This window comes from Primorskyibacter flagellatus, from assembly GCF_048268605.1.
Classification (GTDB): Bacteria; Pseudomonadota; Alphaproteobacteria; order Rhodobacterales; family Rhodobacteraceae; genus Primorskyibacter; species Primorskyibacter flagellatus.
Genome location: NZ_JBLWVF010000016.1, coordinates 1 through 15,840 on the forward strand (window position 1 = coordinate 1; position 15,840 = coordinate 15,840).

General features: G+C 59.5%; 17 protein-coding genes. 7 read left to right on the forward strand and 10 right to left on the reverse strand.

Annotated elements, in window-relative coordinates; all coding sequences use genetic code 11:
- Positions 1-398: 398 nt before the first annotated feature.
- Together ACN0WV_RS15115 and ACN0WV_RS15120 are read right to left on the reverse strand one after the other, a co-directional pair.
- Positions 399-710: a hypothetical protein gene (locus ACN0WV_RS15115; RefSeq protein WP_417606874.1), complete on the reverse strand. Its 312-nt coding sequence runs from the start codon at positions 708-710 to the stop codon at positions 399-401.
- A 10-nt stretch (positions 711-720) separates the two neighbouring features.
- Complete coding sequence (locus ACN0WV_RS15120) at positions 721-1,233, reverse strand: YbjQ family protein (protein ID WP_417606875.1); 513 nt, start codon at positions 1,231-1,233, stop codon at positions 721-723.
- A 460-nt stretch (positions 1,234-1,693) separates the two neighbouring features.
- On the opposite strand from ACN0WV_RS15120, the gene ACN0WV_RS15125 reads away from it, so the two are divergent.
- From ACN0WV_RS15125 to rocF, 3 genes are read left to right on the forward strand one after another with little or no spacing between them, the layout of a single operon-like run.
- Positions 1,694-2,272 carry a YqaA family protein gene (locus tag ACN0WV_RS15125; protein ID WP_084350323.1) on the forward strand — a complete coding sequence of 193 codons (579 nt, stop codon included), beginning with the start codon at positions 1,694-1,696 and terminating at the stop codon, positions 2,270-2,272.
- Positions 2,269-2,730 (forward strand): disulfide bond formation protein B, encoded by a 462-nt coding sequence (locus tag ACN0WV_RS15130; RefSeq protein WP_084350202.1) that lies wholly within the window; start codon positions 2,269-2,271, stop codon positions 2,728-2,730. The genes ACN0WV_RS15125 and ACN0WV_RS15130 overlap by 4 nt, the downstream gene beginning before the upstream one ends.
- Positions 2,731-2,782: 52 nt before the next feature.
- Positions 2,783-3,709 carry an arginase gene (gene rocF, locus ACN0WV_RS15135; RefSeq protein ID WP_417606876.1) on the forward strand — a complete coding sequence of 309 codons (927 nt, stop codon included), beginning with the start codon at positions 2,783-2,785 and terminating at the stop codon, positions 3,707-3,709.
- A gap of 121 nt (positions 3,710-3,830) precedes the next feature.
- On the opposite strand, the gene ACN0WV_RS15140 is transcribed toward rocF, so the two are convergent.
- The 5 genes from ACN0WV_RS15140 to purC all read right to left on the reverse strand — a co-directional run bounded on the left by ACN0WV_RS15140 (position 3,831) and on the right by purC (position 8,745).
- Positions 3,831-5,165, reverse strand: a complete 1,335-nt coding sequence (locus ACN0WV_RS15140) for a sigma-54-dependent transcriptional regulator (protein ID WP_084350203.1) — start codon at positions 5,163-5,165, stop codon at positions 3,831-3,833.
- A gap of 5 nt (positions 5,166-5,170) precedes the next feature.
- Complete coding sequence (locus ACN0WV_RS15145) at positions 5,171-6,940, reverse strand: sensor histidine kinase (protein WP_417606878.1); 1,770 nt, start codon at positions 6,938-6,940, stop codon at positions 5,171-5,173.
- Between the two features lie 37 nt (positions 6,941-6,977).
- Positions 6,978-7,646, reverse strand: coding sequence for a phosphoribosylformylglycinamidine synthase subunit PurQ (gene purQ, locus ACN0WV_RS15150; RefSeq protein WP_417606880.1), 669 nt, complete (start codon positions 7,644-7,646; stop codon positions 6,978-6,980).
- A gap of 13 nt (positions 7,647-7,659) precedes the next feature.
- Positions 7,660-7,890 (reverse strand): phosphoribosylformylglycinamidine synthase subunit PurS, encoded by a 231-nt coding sequence (gene purS, locus ACN0WV_RS15155; protein ID WP_417606881.1) that lies wholly within the window; start codon positions 7,888-7,890, stop codon positions 7,660-7,662.
- A 93-nt stretch (positions 7,891-7,983) separates the two neighbouring features.
- Complete coding sequence (gene purC, locus ACN0WV_RS15160; RefSeq protein ID WP_084350207.1) at positions 7,984-8,745, reverse strand: phosphoribosylaminoimidazolesuccinocarboxamide synthase; 762 nt, start codon at positions 8,743-8,745, stop codon at positions 7,984-7,986.
- A gap of 158 nt (positions 8,746-8,903) precedes the next feature.
- Here purC and ACN0WV_RS15165 point away from each other — a divergent pair, with 158 nt between their 5' ends.
- Positions 8,904-9,218, forward strand: coding sequence for a DUF1476 domain-containing protein (locus ACN0WV_RS15165; RefSeq protein ID WP_084350208.1), 315 nt, complete (start codon positions 8,904-8,906; stop codon positions 9,216-9,218).
- Between the two features lie 208 nt (positions 9,219-9,426).
- Entirely contained in the window at positions 9,427-10,440 is a 1,014-nt protein-coding gene (gene bmt, locus ACN0WV_RS15170; RefSeq protein WP_417606883.1) for a betaine--homocysteine S-methyltransferase, read from the forward strand.
- 86 nt (positions 10,441-10,526) lie between these two features.
- On the opposite strand, the gene ACN0WV_RS15175 is transcribed toward bmt, so the two are convergent.
- A complete protein-coding gene (locus tag ACN0WV_RS15175) occupies positions 10,527-11,612 on the reverse strand; it encodes a PA0069 family radical SAM protein (protein WP_417606885.1) in 1,086 nt (361 codons plus the stop codon).
- A gap of 179 nt (positions 11,613-11,791) precedes the next feature.
- Between ACN0WV_RS15175 and ACN0WV_RS15180 the strand changes: the two genes are divergently transcribed.
- Both ACN0WV_RS15180 and ACN0WV_RS15185 read left to right on the forward strand, forming a co-directional pair.
- Positions 11,792-12,496 (forward strand): corrinoid protein, encoded by a 705-nt coding sequence (locus tag ACN0WV_RS15180; RefSeq protein WP_084350211.1) that lies wholly within the window; start codon positions 11,792-11,794, stop codon positions 12,494-12,496.
- Positions 12,497-12,545: 49 nt separating this feature from the next.
- The gene (locus ACN0WV_RS15185) at positions 12,546-13,196 is read left to right on the forward strand and encodes a DUF1638 domain-containing protein (protein ID WP_417606887.1); all 651 of its coding nucleotides are present in this window, start codon (positions 12,546-12,548) and stop codon (positions 13,194-13,196) included.
- Positions 13,197-13,294: 98 nt separating this feature from the next.
- Here the strand turns inward: ACN0WV_RS15185 and ACN0WV_RS15190 are convergent, their stop codons facing one another.
- Entirely contained in the window at positions 13,295-14,443 is a 1,149-nt protein-coding gene (locus ACN0WV_RS15190; RefSeq protein ID WP_417606889.1) for a lytic murein transglycosylase, read from the reverse strand.
- A gap of 223 nt (positions 14,444-14,666) precedes the next feature.
- The gene (gene rnd, locus ACN0WV_RS15195; protein ID WP_417606891.1) at positions 14,667-15,824 is read right to left on the reverse strand and encodes a ribonuclease D; all 1,158 of its coding nucleotides are present in this window, start codon (positions 15,822-15,824) and stop codon (positions 14,667-14,669) included.
- Positions 15,825-15,840: the final 16 nt, after the last annotated feature.

A 15,840-nucleotide genomic window follows, 5' to 3' on the forward strand; every position in this document is an offset into this window, starting at 1 on the left:
TGCTCAACCTGCGCCAAATGGCGTAAACACCAACCGGGCTCCGGTCGCGGCTGGATGAAAGTTCAGTGGCAGGTCAAAATCTCTCCTATAAAATTCAATCAGTACGTTTTTGGCCATACAGCGTAACCAGCCTCGATTGCGGATAAGAAGATTATTCCCGAACATTTACTCTTTCAAGCCAAACATAGGCGTTAAATCCATTTCGTGGAGGGTTATGCTTGGTTACCTTTTTAACAATTTCGCCCCTATATACTTCTCCTTCTTCAGGAACTCTTGCTTCAGTGTATTTGCTGCACTTGCCGCCAGCGTGCTGAACATAAAGTCTCAAACTGATGCCCCGAATCCAGTATTCTTCAAGCAGAGAAGTTTCTCATTTCGAGTGCCCGATTTTATAGCTTTCAGCGGCAAAGGAACCTATACGTCACGCCCATTGTCTCAAATAAAATTGGATTTACAGGATCGCCTCCATACTGCTCATCATCCCAGCCGACAAATCTTGCTGGCCCTTGACACACGTCTTCCGCGCTTGCCTGCATTGCTGGAGTTGGACGCGCATCACCCCCAAAACCATCAGGCTGATTTAGTGGCCCTTCAATGAAAACCATTTCGCCATTATAGTTCACAACCTCTCCTGCATAATCATCAGGGGCTGTACAGGCTGTTAAAATTGAAGCCGTTATAGCAAAGGCTGCTGCTGCTGGTTTTGACATATTAAACCCCTTATTCCGTGTCTTCTGTATCGTGAGTTATCTTAACTGCTGTTCCAGATGCCACCAGCATCACCATACTCCCGGCAGCGCTGAGTTCGACATAGTCCAAATCCACGCCTACAACGGCATTGGCCCCAACAGCATGGGCTTCTCTCTTGAGTTCGTAAAGGGCAGTTCGCCTAGCATCGCGCATGGTCTTCTGTACAGCCTCAGAGCGCCCGCCTACCACGTCCCGCACCCCGGCGAACAAATCCTTGAAGACGTTCATGCCAAAGGCGCACTCAGCAGTGACAATCTCGATTCGCTCTGTGATGGGTAGGTTCGGGGCTGTTTCCGTTGTCAGAAGGATGGCTTCTATCGCGTCTTGTCGCTCCTCGATTATCGAAGCGCGTTCTGCCTGCTCTTGAGAGTAGTTAGGGTGGTCTTCTGGCCAGACGTTTTTCTTGATGCAGGATTTGCATCGGCGATGTTCGTCACCTTCCCAAAAACCGATCCGACTGCCACAGGTGATGCATTGGGCCATGTTTTTCCTCAAGAGCTTTTGCGGAACTGTTTCAGCCTAGCAGGCTCGCTACAAGCGAGAATGATGAGCCACGCCAAGGGCGTTACTCCATGTCATACATTCTGGCACACATCTTGCCCTTGTCCATGCGATCAAAGGGGATGATCTGACTGAGGACTGACTGGTGCAGCCAGTGGTGGCCATAGAGGTTGTTGGTGACGTTGCCGAGTTGGGTTGTTGTGCGAGTCTGTCTACCATTCGTCTACCAATGAAGGCATACCCTCACGAAGCCCCTTAATTGTTGATGTTGTTATGCAAGCTTGAGAGGCTTTTGAATCCCCTGCGTCTACCATTCCGCCACTTGGGCAACGTGGGGTTCTCTACCCAAGCAAGGCGCGTTCGTCCAGAGGCAAAGTCGCATGTTGACCCGCAAAGCGGCGCATGATCTGTGCCCGACAACAAAAACCAAGAGATTTTCGCGATGCTTCGTCGATTTTATGATTGGATGCTTGGCCTCGCAGAGCATCCGCACGCGCTTTGGGTGCTGGCCTTCGTGGCCTTTATCGAAAGCTCTGTCTTTCCGATTCCGCCCGATGTTCTGATGATCCCGATGATCCTGGCGCGTCCCAGCCGCGCCTGGCTGATTGCGCTGATCGCCATGGTCAGTTCCGTCATCGGCGGGTTGCTGGGCTATGCCATCGGCGCGCTGTTCTACGAGCAACTCGGCCTGCCGATTCTGCAATCGCTGGGCAAGGCGGATGCAATTTCTGCATTCAACACGCGGTTCAACGATTTCGGCTTTTGGGCGGTCCTGATCGCAGGCATCACGCCCTTTCCCTACAAGGTCATCACCATCATGTCGGGCTGGACCGGCATGCCGCTGGCGACGTTCATCGCGACCTCTGTGCTGGCGCGCGGATTGCGGTTCTTTATCGTGGCAGGGCTTTTGCGAGTCTTCGGCGCACCAATTCGTGATTTCATCGAACGGCGTCTGGGTCTTGTCTTTACGGCCTTTGTCGTGTTGCTTCTGGGTGGGTTTCTGGTGGTGAAATATCTATGAATTGCAAAACACTGACAATCCTTGCCGGACTTGGCTCCGCGCTGCTGTTGCTGGGGGCCTTCGGTTTTCAGTATCTGGGCGACATGCCACCGTGCAAGCTGTGTATCACGCAACGGTATCCGCATGCGGCGGCGGTTGTGATCGCGGTTGTTGCGCTGGCATTCGGCTGGCGGTTGCTGACACTGGTGGGGGCTGCGGCAGCTGCGACAACCGCCGGCGTGGGAATCTACCACACCGGGGTTGAACGCGGCTGGTGGCCGGGGCCTGATACCTGCACCTCTGGTCCGGTTGGCGGTCTGTCCACCGATGCCCTGCTCGATCAGATCATGGCCGCCCCGATGGTGCGCTGCGACGAGGTGCCCTGGGAGATGCTGGGCCTGTCGATGGCAAGCTGGAACGCTGTCGCGTCCCTGATTCTTGTCGCGCTATGGCTCGCGGCGTTTCGCGCAAACCGATAGCGTCCATCACGCCTCTTAGATGCCGGCCGCTACAGCCTAAACGGAGGATATGATGACAAAGATCCATTGCCGATTGATCGGTGCCCCTGTCGATAGCGGACGTGTTGGACGAGGCTGCCTGATGGGGCCGGATGCAATGCGTACCGCACGTCTGGCCGAAGCACTGGCTGATCTGGGCCACGATGTAACCGATATGGGAAACCTGAGCCCGGACGACGTGCCCGGCGGCGATGTTCCGCCCCACATCCACGCCTATACCGAGACAGCGGGCTGGACACATGCCCTGTCGCGCGCGGCAAGGGCGGCGATGGCCGACAGCGTACCGATCTTTCTGGGCGGCGATCACAGCCTGTCGCTGGGCTCTGTCCAGGGGGTAGCGGAACATGCGGCGGCGGAAGGTCGCCCGCAATTTGTACTCTGGCTGGATGCGCATTCGGATTTTCACACGCCTGACACCACATCCTCCGGCAATATGCACGGCACGCCGCTGGGCTATCTGACCGGACGTGCAGGCTTTCCCGGCATGCCGGACGTGGCGCATCCGCTTGAGGAACGCAACATCTGCATCATCGGCCTGCGTTCCGTCGATGCGGCGGAAAAAGAGGCACTTCAGGCAAGCGACATCCGCCGCCATGATATGCGCGATATTGATGAACACGGGATCGCCAAGCCGCTCTCGGCCTTCCTTGACGAAGTATCGCGCGCGAATGGCGCGTTGCATGTCTCGCTGGATGTCGATTTTCTGGATCCGGCTGTGGCCCCTGCCGTCGGCACAACCGTTCCCGGCGGGGCAACCGTGAGAGAGGCACATCTGGTCATGGAAATGCTGCATGACAGCGGGTTGATGACCTCTCTGGATCTGGTGGAGCTGAACCCAGCACTGGACGAACGCGGACGCACGGCGCAGTTGATGGTAGATCTTGCCGCCTCTGCGCTTGGCCGCCGCGTGTTCGACCGTCCAACCACGCGCCTGCTGTGACATCGCCAAACAACGCAAGTCATCCGCCATCATGTGTCATTCATCGTCCAGACTTAGGCAGCCGACATGAAAAAGGGGCTGTCCCAGCCCCTTTTTCTATCCGAAATATCGTACGGCCTAGCTACAGGTAATCGGATCTCTGTAGCTGATATTTGGCCATCTTCTCGTTCAGCGTGCGGCGTGGCAGGCACAGCTCTTCCATGACGCTGGCGATCGAGCCTTTGTGACGGCGCATCGTATTGTCGATCAACATCCGTTCGAACGCCTCGACATATTCTTTCAGCGGCTTGCCTTCGGTTGTCATCACCGGCTGCATGTCGTCATGGTCGTTCATCAGCAGCGACGAAATGGTGCCCGATGCGCGCCGCGATTGCAGCACCGCCCGTTCGGCCAGATTGATAAGCTGCCGGACATTTCCGGGCCACGGCGCCTGAAGCAGTTGCGCCGCCTCCTGTGCCGAGATTTCCGGCGCGTCACAGCCATATTCATCGGCAAACTGTTCGCTCAGACGATTGAACAGGGTCAGTATATCCTCGCCGCGCTGACGCAAGGGCGGAACGGTGATGCGCAGCGCCGCAAGCCGGTAGAACAACCCCGATTTCAGCGCATCCTCGCAGGTGCGGCCTTCATTCTGAAGGTTAGAGATCGCGACGATCCGCGTCTCTGGTGGTGATCCCTGTTCATTTATGGCGCTCAGCAGCCGTGCCTGTGCCGTGTCGCCCAGCGTTTCGATATCTTCCAGCACAAGAGTTCCGCCGCGCGCCTGTTCCATCGCGGGCAGTTCCGAATCTTCGAGCTGCGCCGGACCGAACAGCCGCCGGATCAAGGCGTCCTCGTCATAGGCGGCGCAGGGCAACAGCACAAATCGCTTGCCGGCACGAGAGCCGACCGCATGCAGCGCGTGGGCAATCAGCGTCTTGCCGGTCCCGGTTTCACCGTCGATCAGCACATGACCATCAGCCTGACCAAGATCCAGAATATCCTCGCGCAAACGCTCCATTACCGGGGAAGCGCCGATCAGCTTTTTCATCAGCTGGCCACCATCCGACAGTTCCTTGCGCAGCGCGCGGTTGTCCAGTGTCAGCCGACGTTCATTAGTGGCCTTCTTGGCAAGCTCTGTCATCTTGTCCGGGTTGAACGGCTTTTCAAGAAAATCGAACGCCCCTACCCGCATCGCCTCGACAGCGATCGGCACATCGCCATGGCCGGTGATCATGATGACCGGCAAGGCGCTGTCCGTGCTCATCAGTTTCTTCAGCAGTTGCAACCCGTCCATGCCGGGCATCTTGATGTCAGAGATGACAATGCCGGGATAGTCCGCCCCCAGCTTGCTCAACGCATCTTCGGCGCTGCCGAAAGTTTCAGTGTCATAGCCCGACAGCGCCAGCCATTGGCTGATCGACTGTCGCATATCCTGTTCGTCATCGACGATGGCGATCTTCATTGCCTTGGACATCCGTTCTACTCCGCGGCCTGTGTTTCATGTGTTTGGTCTAATATAGGCAATTGCATCTCGAACACTGCCCCCCCTGCATCAGAATTTCGTGCGGTCAGCCGGCCGCCCAGATCCGCTACGATACCTGAAGAAATCGCAAGTCCCAAGCCGACACCGTCACCGGGTTGCTTGGTCGTGTAAAACGGCTCGAACAATTCATCGAGATCTTCGATCCCGTGACCGTTGTCACGCACCGTCAGAGTCGCTGATCGGCCCGAAGAAAGCAGAATATCGACCTCTGCATCATCCTCGCCCTTTGTGGCATCCAGCGCGTTGCGTAACAGGTTCACCATAACCTGTTCAATCCGCATTCTATCGCCCATCACCAGCACCGGATCGTCTGGCAGGATGCGGGTGATCTTGACCTGCCGCAGCTTCAACTGCGGCTCCATCATCGACAGCGCCGAGGCCAGCGCATCCCGCAAATCCACGGGGCTCAGCTCTTGCTGGCCCTTGCGGGCATAGGATTTCAATTGCCGGGTGATCGCGCCCATCCGTTCGATCAGGTCGTCGATACGGTGGAAGCTTGACATCGCTTCTTCGGGGCGCTCGCGGCGCAGCAAAAGCCGTGCGCCTGCCAGATAGGTCTTCATCGCCGCCAATGGCTGGTTCAACTCATGGCTGACGGCGGCGGACATTTCGCCAAGCGCTGCCAGCTTGGAACTTTGCGCCAGAGTCTGCTCGGCCACGGCCAGGTTTTCCTGAACCTTTTCACGCTCTGCAATCTCGCGCTGAAGCCGCAGGTTAAGCTGCCGCAGTTCCGCCGATTCGCGCTGGAACAGCGCCATGCGCAGCGCCGTCTTGCGGCTAAGCACATAGAAGGCCAGTGCAAGCAAAATGGCAAAACCCATGATTTCCAGCGCCAGAACGCCGTTCACTCTTTCGCGCACGGAAGTGTAGGTCGTAAAGCTGGCCATGCGCCATCCGCGAAAGCTGATCCGGTTTTCGGTGCGCATCACCGCTTCGCCCAGAATATACGCGTCGGCGGAATCGCCTCTCCAGCCATCGGTGATCTTGATCGCCCGCTCGATGGCACCGTCGGCCGGTTGTTTTGCAAGGGCCTCGGGTTCCGTCAATCCCCGCCAGCGCGGCTCTGTCGCCAGAATGATCGTGCCCTCGCTGTCGGTGACCAGCACCGCGTCAGAGATCCCCGCCCAAGCGCGTTCGAACTTGGCCAGATCGACCTCTACCAGGATCACGCCGACCGTGTTGCCGTCGCTTTCAACCCGGCGTGAATAGGTGAAGACATAGCCACCGCTTTCACGCGGCAGCGTGGTGAACACGGTTTGGTTGGACCGCATCCCCTCGACAAAATAGCTGGCCGTGCGATGATTGGACCCTAATCTGTTACGATCCGTCGCGGCCACAGTGCGCCCGTCGCGATCCAGCAGCATCAGGGACGCAGCACCAATTTCATCGACAAAAGAAATCAGCCGCTGCGTCGATTGCGAAAAATCGTTTGAATTCAGCGCGCCTATCAGCGCCGGATCGCGCGCCAGAAGCTGAGGCACAATGGCGTTCCGACGCAGTTCCGACAGCAGGTTCCCCGAATAAAGCGCCAGTCGCAATTCTGCCCGGTTGCGGGTGGTTTCGGTAAAGCGATCGGTCAGCAGCCGGTTGGTGAAATACACCGTGACCGCCGCCAACAAAAACAGAGTGACAAGCGCGATTCGCACCCGCCAGCCAAGCGGGGCAGAGCGACGTTTGCTTTGTGGTTTGAGGGCGCGCGTAACCATGGCCACCAGCCTAGGCTGATGGCGCGAAATCCTCAAGTCAGGCGCTGGCGAGCGCTTGCGTCAGATGAGCGAAAAACGGCGCACCATCGGTCCCGCCATGGCGCGCATCCGCCGCCCGTTCCGGATGCGGCATCATGCCCAGCACACGGCGGTTGGCAGACAGCACGCCCGCAATATCCTGTGCCGAGCCGTTGGGGTTTTCGGCATATGTGAAGGCCACGCGATCCTCATCTTGCAGACGCGCGATGGTCTCGGGATCGGCGGTGTAGTTGCCATCGTGATGCGCAATCGGAATGTTGATCAGCGCGCCTTTCGTATAGGCAGAGGTATAGATGCTGTTTTCGGTCGCAACATTCAGAGGCGTCGTTCGGCAGATATATTTCAGCCCGGCATTGCGCAACAGCGCCCCCGGCAGCAGCCCGGTCTCGGCGAGGATCTGAAAGCCGTTGCAGACGCCCAGCACAAAGCCGCCGCGCTCTGCATGCGCTTTCACCGACCGGCAGATCGGCGAATTGGCAGCAATCGCACCGCAGCGCAGATAGTCACCAAAGGAGAACCCGCCCGGCAATGCCACCAGATCCAGCCCCGCGGGCAACTCGGTGTCCTTGTGCCAGACCATTGTGACATCCAGCCCCGCCGCAGTCAGGGCGGTGGCCATGTCCCGGTCGCAATTCGAGCCGGGGAAGACGATGACGGCAGCGCGCATGTCCGGGCCCTCCTCAGGCCAATTCGATGTCGTAGCGTTCGATGACCGTATTGGCGAGCAGCTTGTCGCACATCTCGCGCACGGTTTCTTCGGTGGTGCCCTCGGCCAGGTCCAGTTCAATCACCTTGCCCTGCCGTACACCGCCAACACCATCAAAGCCCAGCGACCCAAGCGCGTGGCGCACCGCCTCGCCCTGCGGATCAAGGACCCCGTCTTTCAGCATCACATGAACCCGTGCCTTCATCTTACTCTCCGGTCGGCTGAGGCACGGCCAACGCCCTGCCCTTTTCCTAATATTTTCAATCGGTTTCACCCGCGCCTTCATGCGCGGAAAGGTTTAGTTGATAAGGGTCGGTCTGGTGATCTGCGTAGCGTTCTTGGGCATGACACCAAGACGGCGCGCGACTTCAGTATAGGCGTCGGTCAAGGACCCCAGATCACGGCGGAACACGTCCTTGTCCAGCTTTTGCCCGGTTTCGATGTCCCAAAGGCGGCAGCTGTCCGGGCTGATCTCGTCGGCAATGATCAGACGCTGAAAATCGCCATCATAGACGCGGCCGATCTCGATCTTGAAATCCACCAGCTTGATGCCGACGGCCATCATCACGCCCGACATGAAGTCGTTGACCCGCAGCGCGAGGCTGAGAATATCGTCCATATCCTGCTGGCTGGCCCAGCCGAAGGCCGCGATATGTTCCTCGGTGACCAGCGGATCGCCCAGCTTGTCATCCTTGTAGCAATATTCGACGATCGGACGCGGCAGAGATGTGCCTTCTTCGATCCCCAGCCGCTTGGAGAAGCTGCCGGCGGCAAAGTTGCGCACGATGATCTCCAGCGGAATAATTTCGCAGGACCGCACAAGTTGCTCGCGCATGTTCAGCCGGCGAATGAAATGGGTGGGCACGCCGATATTGTTCAGACCGGTCATGAAATATTCGCTCAGCCGGTTGTTCAGAACACCCTTGCCGTCGATCACGTCTTTTTTCTGCGCGTTGAAGGCGGTCGCGTCATCCTTGAAATACTGCACGATTGTGCCGGGCTCGGGGCCTTCATACAGGATCTTTGCCTTGCCTTCGTAGATTTTCTTGCGCCGCGCCATTTTTTCTCTTTCTTCGCCGTGCGGGGCCGAGTCCCCGCCGCACAGCGCTCTCTTAGTGCATGGGCGGCATTGTCGCAAGCGCGGCTCAAGCCTCTTGCTCTTGGGCGTTCTGTCACGCATATCAGATGAAACCGGATTTCCACCAGGGAGCAGCGCCAATGACCGCCTTTGACGACCGCGAAAGTGCCTTTGAGAACAAGTTTGCGCATGACGAAGAAATGAAATTCCGCGCCGAGGCACGGCGCAACAAGCTTCTGGGCCTGTGGGCGGCGGAGTTGCTGGGCAAGACGGGCGACGACGCCAACGCCTATGCGCGCGAAGTCATCAAATCGGATTTCGAGGAAGCCGGGCATGAGGACGTGGTGCGCAAGGTGTCTGGCGATCTGGGCGATATCGCCACCGCTGACGAGATCCGCACCAAGATGGCCGACCTGCTGATTGTGGCCAAAGGCCAGTTGATGAAAGAACTCTGACAGGTTCTCACGATCTGCATATCCGTGATCTCAGACAAAGCGCCCTGCCGACAGATCGGTTCGGGGCGCTTTTTTTGTTGGCGCTTGCCGCCGCTCCGATACGGCTTTGCGCAAATTCTCATAATGAAGATGAACATTATGAATTTGCGTCCGGACAGGCAATGTGGGACATGGGCACAAACGTCCTGACACACGAGTGCCCTGTTCAATGACCAATCCGCTGACAAAGCTTCTTTCCGAACGTGACTGGCTGATGACAGATGGGGCGACGGGCACCAACCTGTTCAACATGGGCCTCGAGTCCGGCGAGCCGCCCGAATTCTGGAATGTCGATGAACGCGCGAAGATCGTCAGCCTGTACAAAGGTGCGGTGGATGCGGGCAGCGACATCTTTCTGACCAACAGCTTCGGGGCCAATGCATCGCGGTTGAAGCTGCACAAGGCCGAAGACCGCGCCTTCGAGCTGTCGCGCATTTCCGCCGAAATCGGCCGCGAGATTGCCGATCAGGCGGGCCGCACGGTGATCGTGGCCGGGTCGGTCGGCCCCACCGGCGCGATCATGAAGCCTGTCGGCGACCTTGGCCATGCCGAAGCTGTCGCGATGTTCGAGGAAACGGCCAAGGGATTGAAAGCAGGTGGCGCGGATGTGCTGTGGCTGGAGACAATCTCGGCCCCCGAGGAATTTCGCGCCGCGGCCGAAGGCTTTGCCAATGCCGAGATGGATTGGTGCGGCACGATGAGCTTTGACACGGCGGGACGCACGATGATGGGCCTGACCTCTGCCGATATGGTGCAATTGGTCGAAAGCCTGCCCAACCCGCCCATCGGGTTCGGGGCAAATTGCGGTGTCGGCGCGTCGGATCTGCTGCGCACCGTGCTTGGCTTTTCAGCCCAGGGGACAGAGCGGCCGATCATCGCCAAGGGCAATGCCGGCATCCCTAAATTCATTGAGGGTCACATCCACTATGATGGCACCCCTGACCTGATGGCGGAATATGCCATTCTGGCCCGAGACTGCGGTGCGCGGATCATCGGCGGCTGCTGCGGCACGATGCCGGAACATCTGCGCGCCATGCGCGAGGCGTTGGAGACCCGGCCCAGGGGTCAACGCCCATCGCTGGAGATCATCACCGAAAAGCTGGGTGGATTCTCGTCCGACAATGACGGGACGGGTGCCGACAAACCCGCCGCGCGTCCGCGACGCCGCCGCGCCCGCGGCTGACACCGCGACCACAACCCAGATTGCAAAAGGACCGCCCTGCCCGTTTTGGACAGTGCGCCGGAACAGACATGGCCCAACAGATCGCCTCAGAACAAGCTCAGCTGATCGCCCGCCCGTTTCGGCGGACAAAACAAATCACAGCGCAGCGCCGGCGTTTTCCGATCCAGCCCCAATCGTCGGGCAGCCACGGCGAACCGGCGGGAAATTATGTCTGCATAGGCACCTTCACCGCGCATCCGCTTGCCCCAGCTGGCATCGTAGTCTTTGCCACCATGCATCTCGCGCAGCCGCGCCATGATACGGCCCGCGCGGTCCGGAAAATGCGCGGCCAGCCATTCCTGCCACAGCGGCGACACCTCTTGCGGCAGGCGCAACATGATCCAACTGGCCGCATCGGCGCCAGCCTCGGCCCCTGCGTCCAGAATGCTCTCCAGTTCGGGATCTGTCAGCGCGGGCACGACCGGCGAGACCATCAGGCGCACCGGGATGCCTGCCTGCGTCAGCCTGCGAATGGTTGCAAGGCGACGCTTCGGGGCGGGCACGCGCGGTTCCATCAACCGCGACAGTTTGGCGTCCAGAGTGGTCACGGAAATGCCCACCCGCGCCAGCCCGTCCGCCGCCATGTCGGCCAGAATATCCATGTCCCGTTCCACCAGCGCCCCTTTGGTGACAATGGCTACGGGGTGGCGATACGCGCGCAACACTTCCAGACAGGCACGCATGATGCCATAGGACTTTTCGATCGGCTGATACGGGTCGGTATTCGTACCGATCGCAATCGGCGCCACACGATAGCGCTTTGCCCGCAATTCTCGTGCCAGCACGTCCGGGGCTTCGGGGCGCGCCACCAACCGCGTCTCGAAATCCAGCCCCGGCGACAGGCCCAGATAGGCATGGGTCGGACGCGCAAAACAGTAGATGCAGCCATGTTCGCAGCCCCGATAGGGATTGATCGACCGGTCGAACGGCAGATCGGGCGAGCGGTTATAGGTGATCACGCTGCGCGGCCGCTCTTCGCTGACCTGGGTGCGGATAACCGGCAGGTCTTCAGGAATATCCCAACCGTCGGACACGGCCTCGCGGACATGCCGTTCATAGCGCCCGGTGGCGCGGCTCAGCGCGGCACGTCCCGGACGTTGTTCGGCTGCGATCAGTGGGCGTCGGCAATCCATGACGTCAAACTAGAACAGATGGAGAACACTGGCAATCACAGTCGCGTTGAAACGCGGCCTCAGGTCGGTTGTAAGCCGATGCAGGTCGGAAAACGCCAAGTCACACAACCACAATAAGCTGACATACGAAATTGAACCGGTACGGCTTTGGGGCCTGCCCATACGAAAAGGAAAATCCCATGTCGGAAGAAGAAGACGAAATCATCCTGTCGGAACTCGACGACAATGATCTGGTGCAACAGATGTTCGACGACCTGTATGACGGTCTCAAGGAAGAGATCGAGGAAGGTGTGAACATCCTGCTGGAGCGGAACTGGGAGCCCTACCGCATCCTGACAGAGGCGCTGGTCGGTGGCATGACCATTGTCGGGCGCGACTTCCGCGACGGCATCCTGTTCGTCCCCGAAGTGCTGCTGGCCGCCAATGCGATGAAGGGCGGGATGGCGATCCTGAAACCGCTGCTGATCGAAACGGGCGCGCCGCGCGTCGGCAAGATGGTGATCGGCACGGTCAAGGGCGACATCCACGACATCGGCAAGAACCTTGTCGGCATGATGATGGAAGGCGCGGGCTTCGAGGTGGTGGATCTGGGCATCAACAACGCCGTGGATGCCTATATCGACACGGCGAAATCCGAAGGTGCGGATATTGTCGGCATGTCAGCGCTGCTGACCACGACCATGCCATACATGAAGGTCGTGATCGATACGATGGTCGAGCAAGGCATCCGCGACGACTATATCGTGCTGGTGGGCGGCGCGCCTCTGAACGAGGAGTTCGGCCGCGCGATCGGGGCCGACGCCTATTGCCGGGATGCTGCCGTTGCGGTTGAGACCGCGAAAGAGTTCATCGCCCGCAAGCACAACCAGATGGCTGCGGGATAATCCCTGTTTGGCCCGTCCCTGCCGGGGTCGGGCCGGGACTGTATTACAGATGACAGCAAAGCTCCCCAGCGACGAGACCCTGACAGAGACCGGATTGGAGGCCTCTGGCAAGGGTCGCGTGCTGATTATCGCCTGCGGCGCATTGGCCCGTGAAATTCTGGCATTGGTGCGGCTCAACCGCTGGGATCATGTTGACCTGCAATGCCTGCCCGCGATCCTGCACAATCATCCCGATCAGATCACCGATGCAGTGCGGGACGCCGTCGCGCGCCACCGCAAGGACTATGCCACGATCCAGATCGCCTATGCCGATTGCGGCACCGGCGGGCAGCTTCAGGAAGCCTGCGCGCAGATGGGGGTCGAGATGATCGCGGGCCCCCATTGCTACAGCTTCTTTGAGGGTAACGAGGTGTTTGCTGCCCGTGCCGAGGATGAGTTCACCGCCTTCTATCTGACCGACTTTCTGGCGCGACAGTTTGAAGCTTTCGTCTGGCGACCGCTTGGCCTTGATCGCTATCCGCAGCTGCGCGACACCTATTTCGGCCATTACGAAAAACTGGTCTATCTGGCGCAAACCGACGACCCCGCCCTGACCGAAACCGCCCGCGACTGCGCCCGAAGGTTGGGTCTGGCGTTTGAGCGCCGCGGCACCGGCTACGGCGACCTTGCCACGACGCTGACCGACTGGGCAGAGGCTTAGCGCGGGACTGTTTCAGCCAATCACAGGCGACAAACGCGGCTGCACGGCAAGTTTCACGCCCTGACACCCCGCGCCCACGCCAACATCACGCCTGCCCTTTACGCGCCAAGCGCGCGAAGCAGTTCCGGTGAGGGATCACCCGTGGCGGACACGCCGATACTGCTCTGATAGGCGGCGATTGCCTTGCGGCTGTTGGACCCGATCACGCCATCCGCGCCGCCCGCGTCAAAACCGCGGGACGTAAGCCGTTGTTGCAGCCGAATACGGTCATCCTTGGTCAGGCCAAACCTGTCAGGCGGGAAGCTGGCACGAATTGGACCGCCCCCCGCGATACGGTCGGCAAGATGGCCCACCCCGATCGCATAGCTGTCAGAGTTGTTATAGCGTTTGATCACCCCGAAATTGGACGTCACGGCAAAGCGCGGCCCACCCGGCTGAGGCTGGATGATCCGGCCCGACGGCGCGCCATTGCCAACCTCGCCGCCCCATTTCACACCGCGCGTCCAGCCGTTCTTTGAAAGATACGCCGCTGTCGAGGCGAGCGAATCTGACGGGTCTTCCGACCAGATGTCGCGGCGCCCGTCGCCGGTAAAATCGACGGCAAAAGCCTCATACGAGGTGGGAATGAACTGCGTATGTCCCATCGCGCCGGCCCATGAGCCCTTGAGATTGGAGGCCGCCACATCGCCGTTCTGAAGAATTTTGAGGGCCGCAATCAACTGCTTTTCAAAGAACGCACCGCGCCGCCCGTCAAAGGCCAGCGTTGAGGTGGCCGAGATGACCGGCACATCGCCGCGCCGCTCGCCATAAAAGCTCTCCAGCCCCCAGATGGCGGTGACGATTTCGGCTGACACACCATAGCGCGATTCGACGGCTGAAAGGGTCGCGCGGTGTCTGGCAAAGGCGGCGCGCCCCTTGGACACACGCTCGTCCGAGGCAGCGATGGCCAGATAATCCTCAAGCGTCCGGCTGAATTCGGTCTGGTCGCGATCCCGCGTGACGACACCCGGAAGATACCCCGCGCCGCGAAAGCCCGCATCAAGCGTGGCGCGCGTGATGCCCTGCCGTTCCGCGCGTGCCCGAAAGCTGTTCACCCAAGCCTCATAGCCCGGATTGGGCACCGGCCGCAGATCGGCAGGCAGGCCCGCCGCGCCGCTGGGGCCGCGCAGGCCGACGCTGTTGCCACAGGCGGAAAGGCCAATCGCCCCCAGACCAAAAAGAACCGTTCTTCGCGTAGAGCGTATCATCTGACCACCATTCATTTTGCCAAAGCCTAGCGCAGGCCGCACCGGGCTAAAAGCGGGATTTCACCACCGCGACCCAACAGGCGAAACCCGAGCGACATATCGCTAAACCGACGTCACTGCTTGAGGCAGGGAAAGGCACGATAACGATCTGAGCGCTTTACAATATCCACAGCGCATAGGTTGCCATGTACAGGTCACGCGCCGCTTCAGCCCGCAAAGCCGATCAGAGTTCTATGACCCTGACGGAACAGCCTTTGGCCGCCAGTGCAATCCGGCCCTCGCAGAGTTTCAGGGCATCGTCGCCAAACACCTCTCGGCGCCACCCGTTCAGCGCCGCAATGTCACGCAGACCGGCTGCAAGACCATCCAGATCCGCAGCGGGCGCGATCAGTTTTGACGCAACGCCAGAGCTTTCTGATTTGGCCTTCAACAGAACCCGCAGCAGATCTGCCAAAGCGGGGTTCACCTGCATCTTTTCGCGGCTGCGATCGGGTTCCGGCAGGTTTTCCTTTGGACAGTTCATCCCGTCGGCAATGGCCTTCAAAATTCCATCGGCAATATCGCCCTTGCGGGCCTCGCGCAGCAGCAGGCGCGAACGCCCAAGCTCTGCCATATTCGTGGGTTTGGTCGAGGCCAGTTCCACCAGCGCGTCATCCTTGATGACCCGGTTGCGCGGCACGTCGCGCCCCTGTGCATAGGCCTCGCGGAAGGTCGCCAGTTCCCGCACGATGGCCAGAAAGCGCGGCGAGTTGGACCGGGTCTTTATCCGTTTCCAGGCGTCTTCGGGCTGCGTCACATATGTGTCGGGGCTGGTCAGCGTGCCCAGCTCCTCGGCCAGCCAGTGATGGCGGTTTGTCTGCTCCAACTTTTCGGCCAGATATTCATAGATGTCGCGCAGATGTGTGACATCCGCCAGCGCATAGGTCTTTTGCGCGTCGGACAGCGGCCGGTGCGACCAATCCGTGAAGCGCGAGGATTTGTCGAGCGGCTGTTTGGCGATCTTGCGCACCAGCGTCTCGTACCCGACCTGATCGCCGAAACCGCAAACCATCGCCGCCACCTGCGTGTCGAAAAGCGGCTTGGGAATGACGCCGGCATCGACGTAGAAGATTTCCAGATCCTGACGCGCAGCGTGGAACACCTTGACGACAGAGGTATCGCGGAAAAGTTCGTAAAGCGGCTCCAGCGACAGATCGCCTGCAAGCGGATCGACAAGTACGGCGTCATCATCGCTATCACCGGGATAGGCCAACTGGATCAGACAGAGTTTCGAGTAATATGTCCGTTCCCGCAGAAATTCCGTGTCAACCGTGACATAGGGCATTTGCCGGGCTTTGGCGCAAAATTCCGCAAGCGCCTGCGTCGTCGTCAGTGTCTGCATTCGTGTCTTCAGCTTC

Coding starts and splice junctions, on each gene's coding strand:
- ACN0WV_RS15115 (WP_417606874.1), bottom strand. CDS start 710: ATGTCAAAACCAGCAGCAGCAGCCTTTGCTATAACGGCTTCAATTTTA.
- ACN0WV_RS15120 (WP_417606875.1), bottom strand. CDS start 1,233: ATGGCCCAATGCATCACCTGTGGCAGTCGGATCGGTTTTTGGGAAGGT.
- ACN0WV_RS15125 (WP_084350323.1), top strand. CDS start 1,694: ATGCTTCGTCGATTTTATGATTGGATGCTTGGCCTCGCAGAGCATCCG.
- ACN0WV_RS15130 (WP_084350202.1), top strand. CDS start 2,269: ATGAATTGCAAAACACTGACAATCCTTGCCGGACTTGGCTCCGCGCTG.
- rocF (WP_417606876.1), top strand. CDS start 2,783: ATGACAAAGATCCATTGCCGATTGATCGGTGCCCCTGTCGATAGCGGA.
- ACN0WV_RS15140 (WP_084350203.1), bottom strand. CDS start 5,165: ATGTCCAAGGCAATGAAGATCGCCATCGTCGATGACGAACAGGATATG.
- ACN0WV_RS15145 (WP_417606878.1), bottom strand. CDS start 6,940: ATGGTTACGCGCGCCCTCAAACCACAAAGCAAACGTCGCTCTGCCCCG.
- purQ (WP_417606880.1), bottom strand. CDS start 7,646: ATGCGCGCTGCCGTCATCGTCTTCCCCGGCTCGAATTGCGACCGGGAC.
- purS (WP_417606881.1), bottom strand. CDS start 7,890: ATGAAGGCACGGGTTCATGTGATGCTGAAAGACGGGGTCCTTGATCCG.
- purC (WP_084350207.1), bottom strand. CDS start 8,745: ATGGCGCGGCGCAAGAAAATCTACGAAGGCAAGGCAAAGATCCTGTAT.
- ACN0WV_RS15165 (WP_084350208.1), top strand. CDS start 8,904: ATGACCGCCTTTGACGACCGCGAAAGTGCCTTTGAGAACAAGTTTGCG.
- bmt (WP_417606883.1), top strand. CDS start 9,427: ATGACCAATCCGCTGACAAAGCTTCTTTCCGAACGTGACTGGCTGATG.
- ACN0WV_RS15175 (WP_417606885.1), bottom strand. CDS start 11,612: ATGGATTGCCGACGCCCACTGATCGCAGCCGAACAACGTCCGGGACGT.
- ACN0WV_RS15180 (WP_084350211.1), top strand. CDS start 11,792: ATGTCGGAAGAAGAAGACGAAATCATCCTGTCGGAACTCGACGACAAT.
- ACN0WV_RS15185 (WP_417606887.1), top strand. CDS start 12,546: ATGACAGCAAAGCTCCCCAGCGACGAGACCCTGACAGAGACCGGATTG.
- ACN0WV_RS15190 (WP_417606889.1), bottom strand. CDS start 14,443: ATGATACGCTCTACGCGAAGAACGGTTCTTTTTGGTCTGGGGGCGATT.
- rnd (WP_417606891.1), bottom strand. CDS start 15,824: ATGCAGACACTGACGACGACGCAGGCGCTTGCGGAATTTTGCGCCAAA.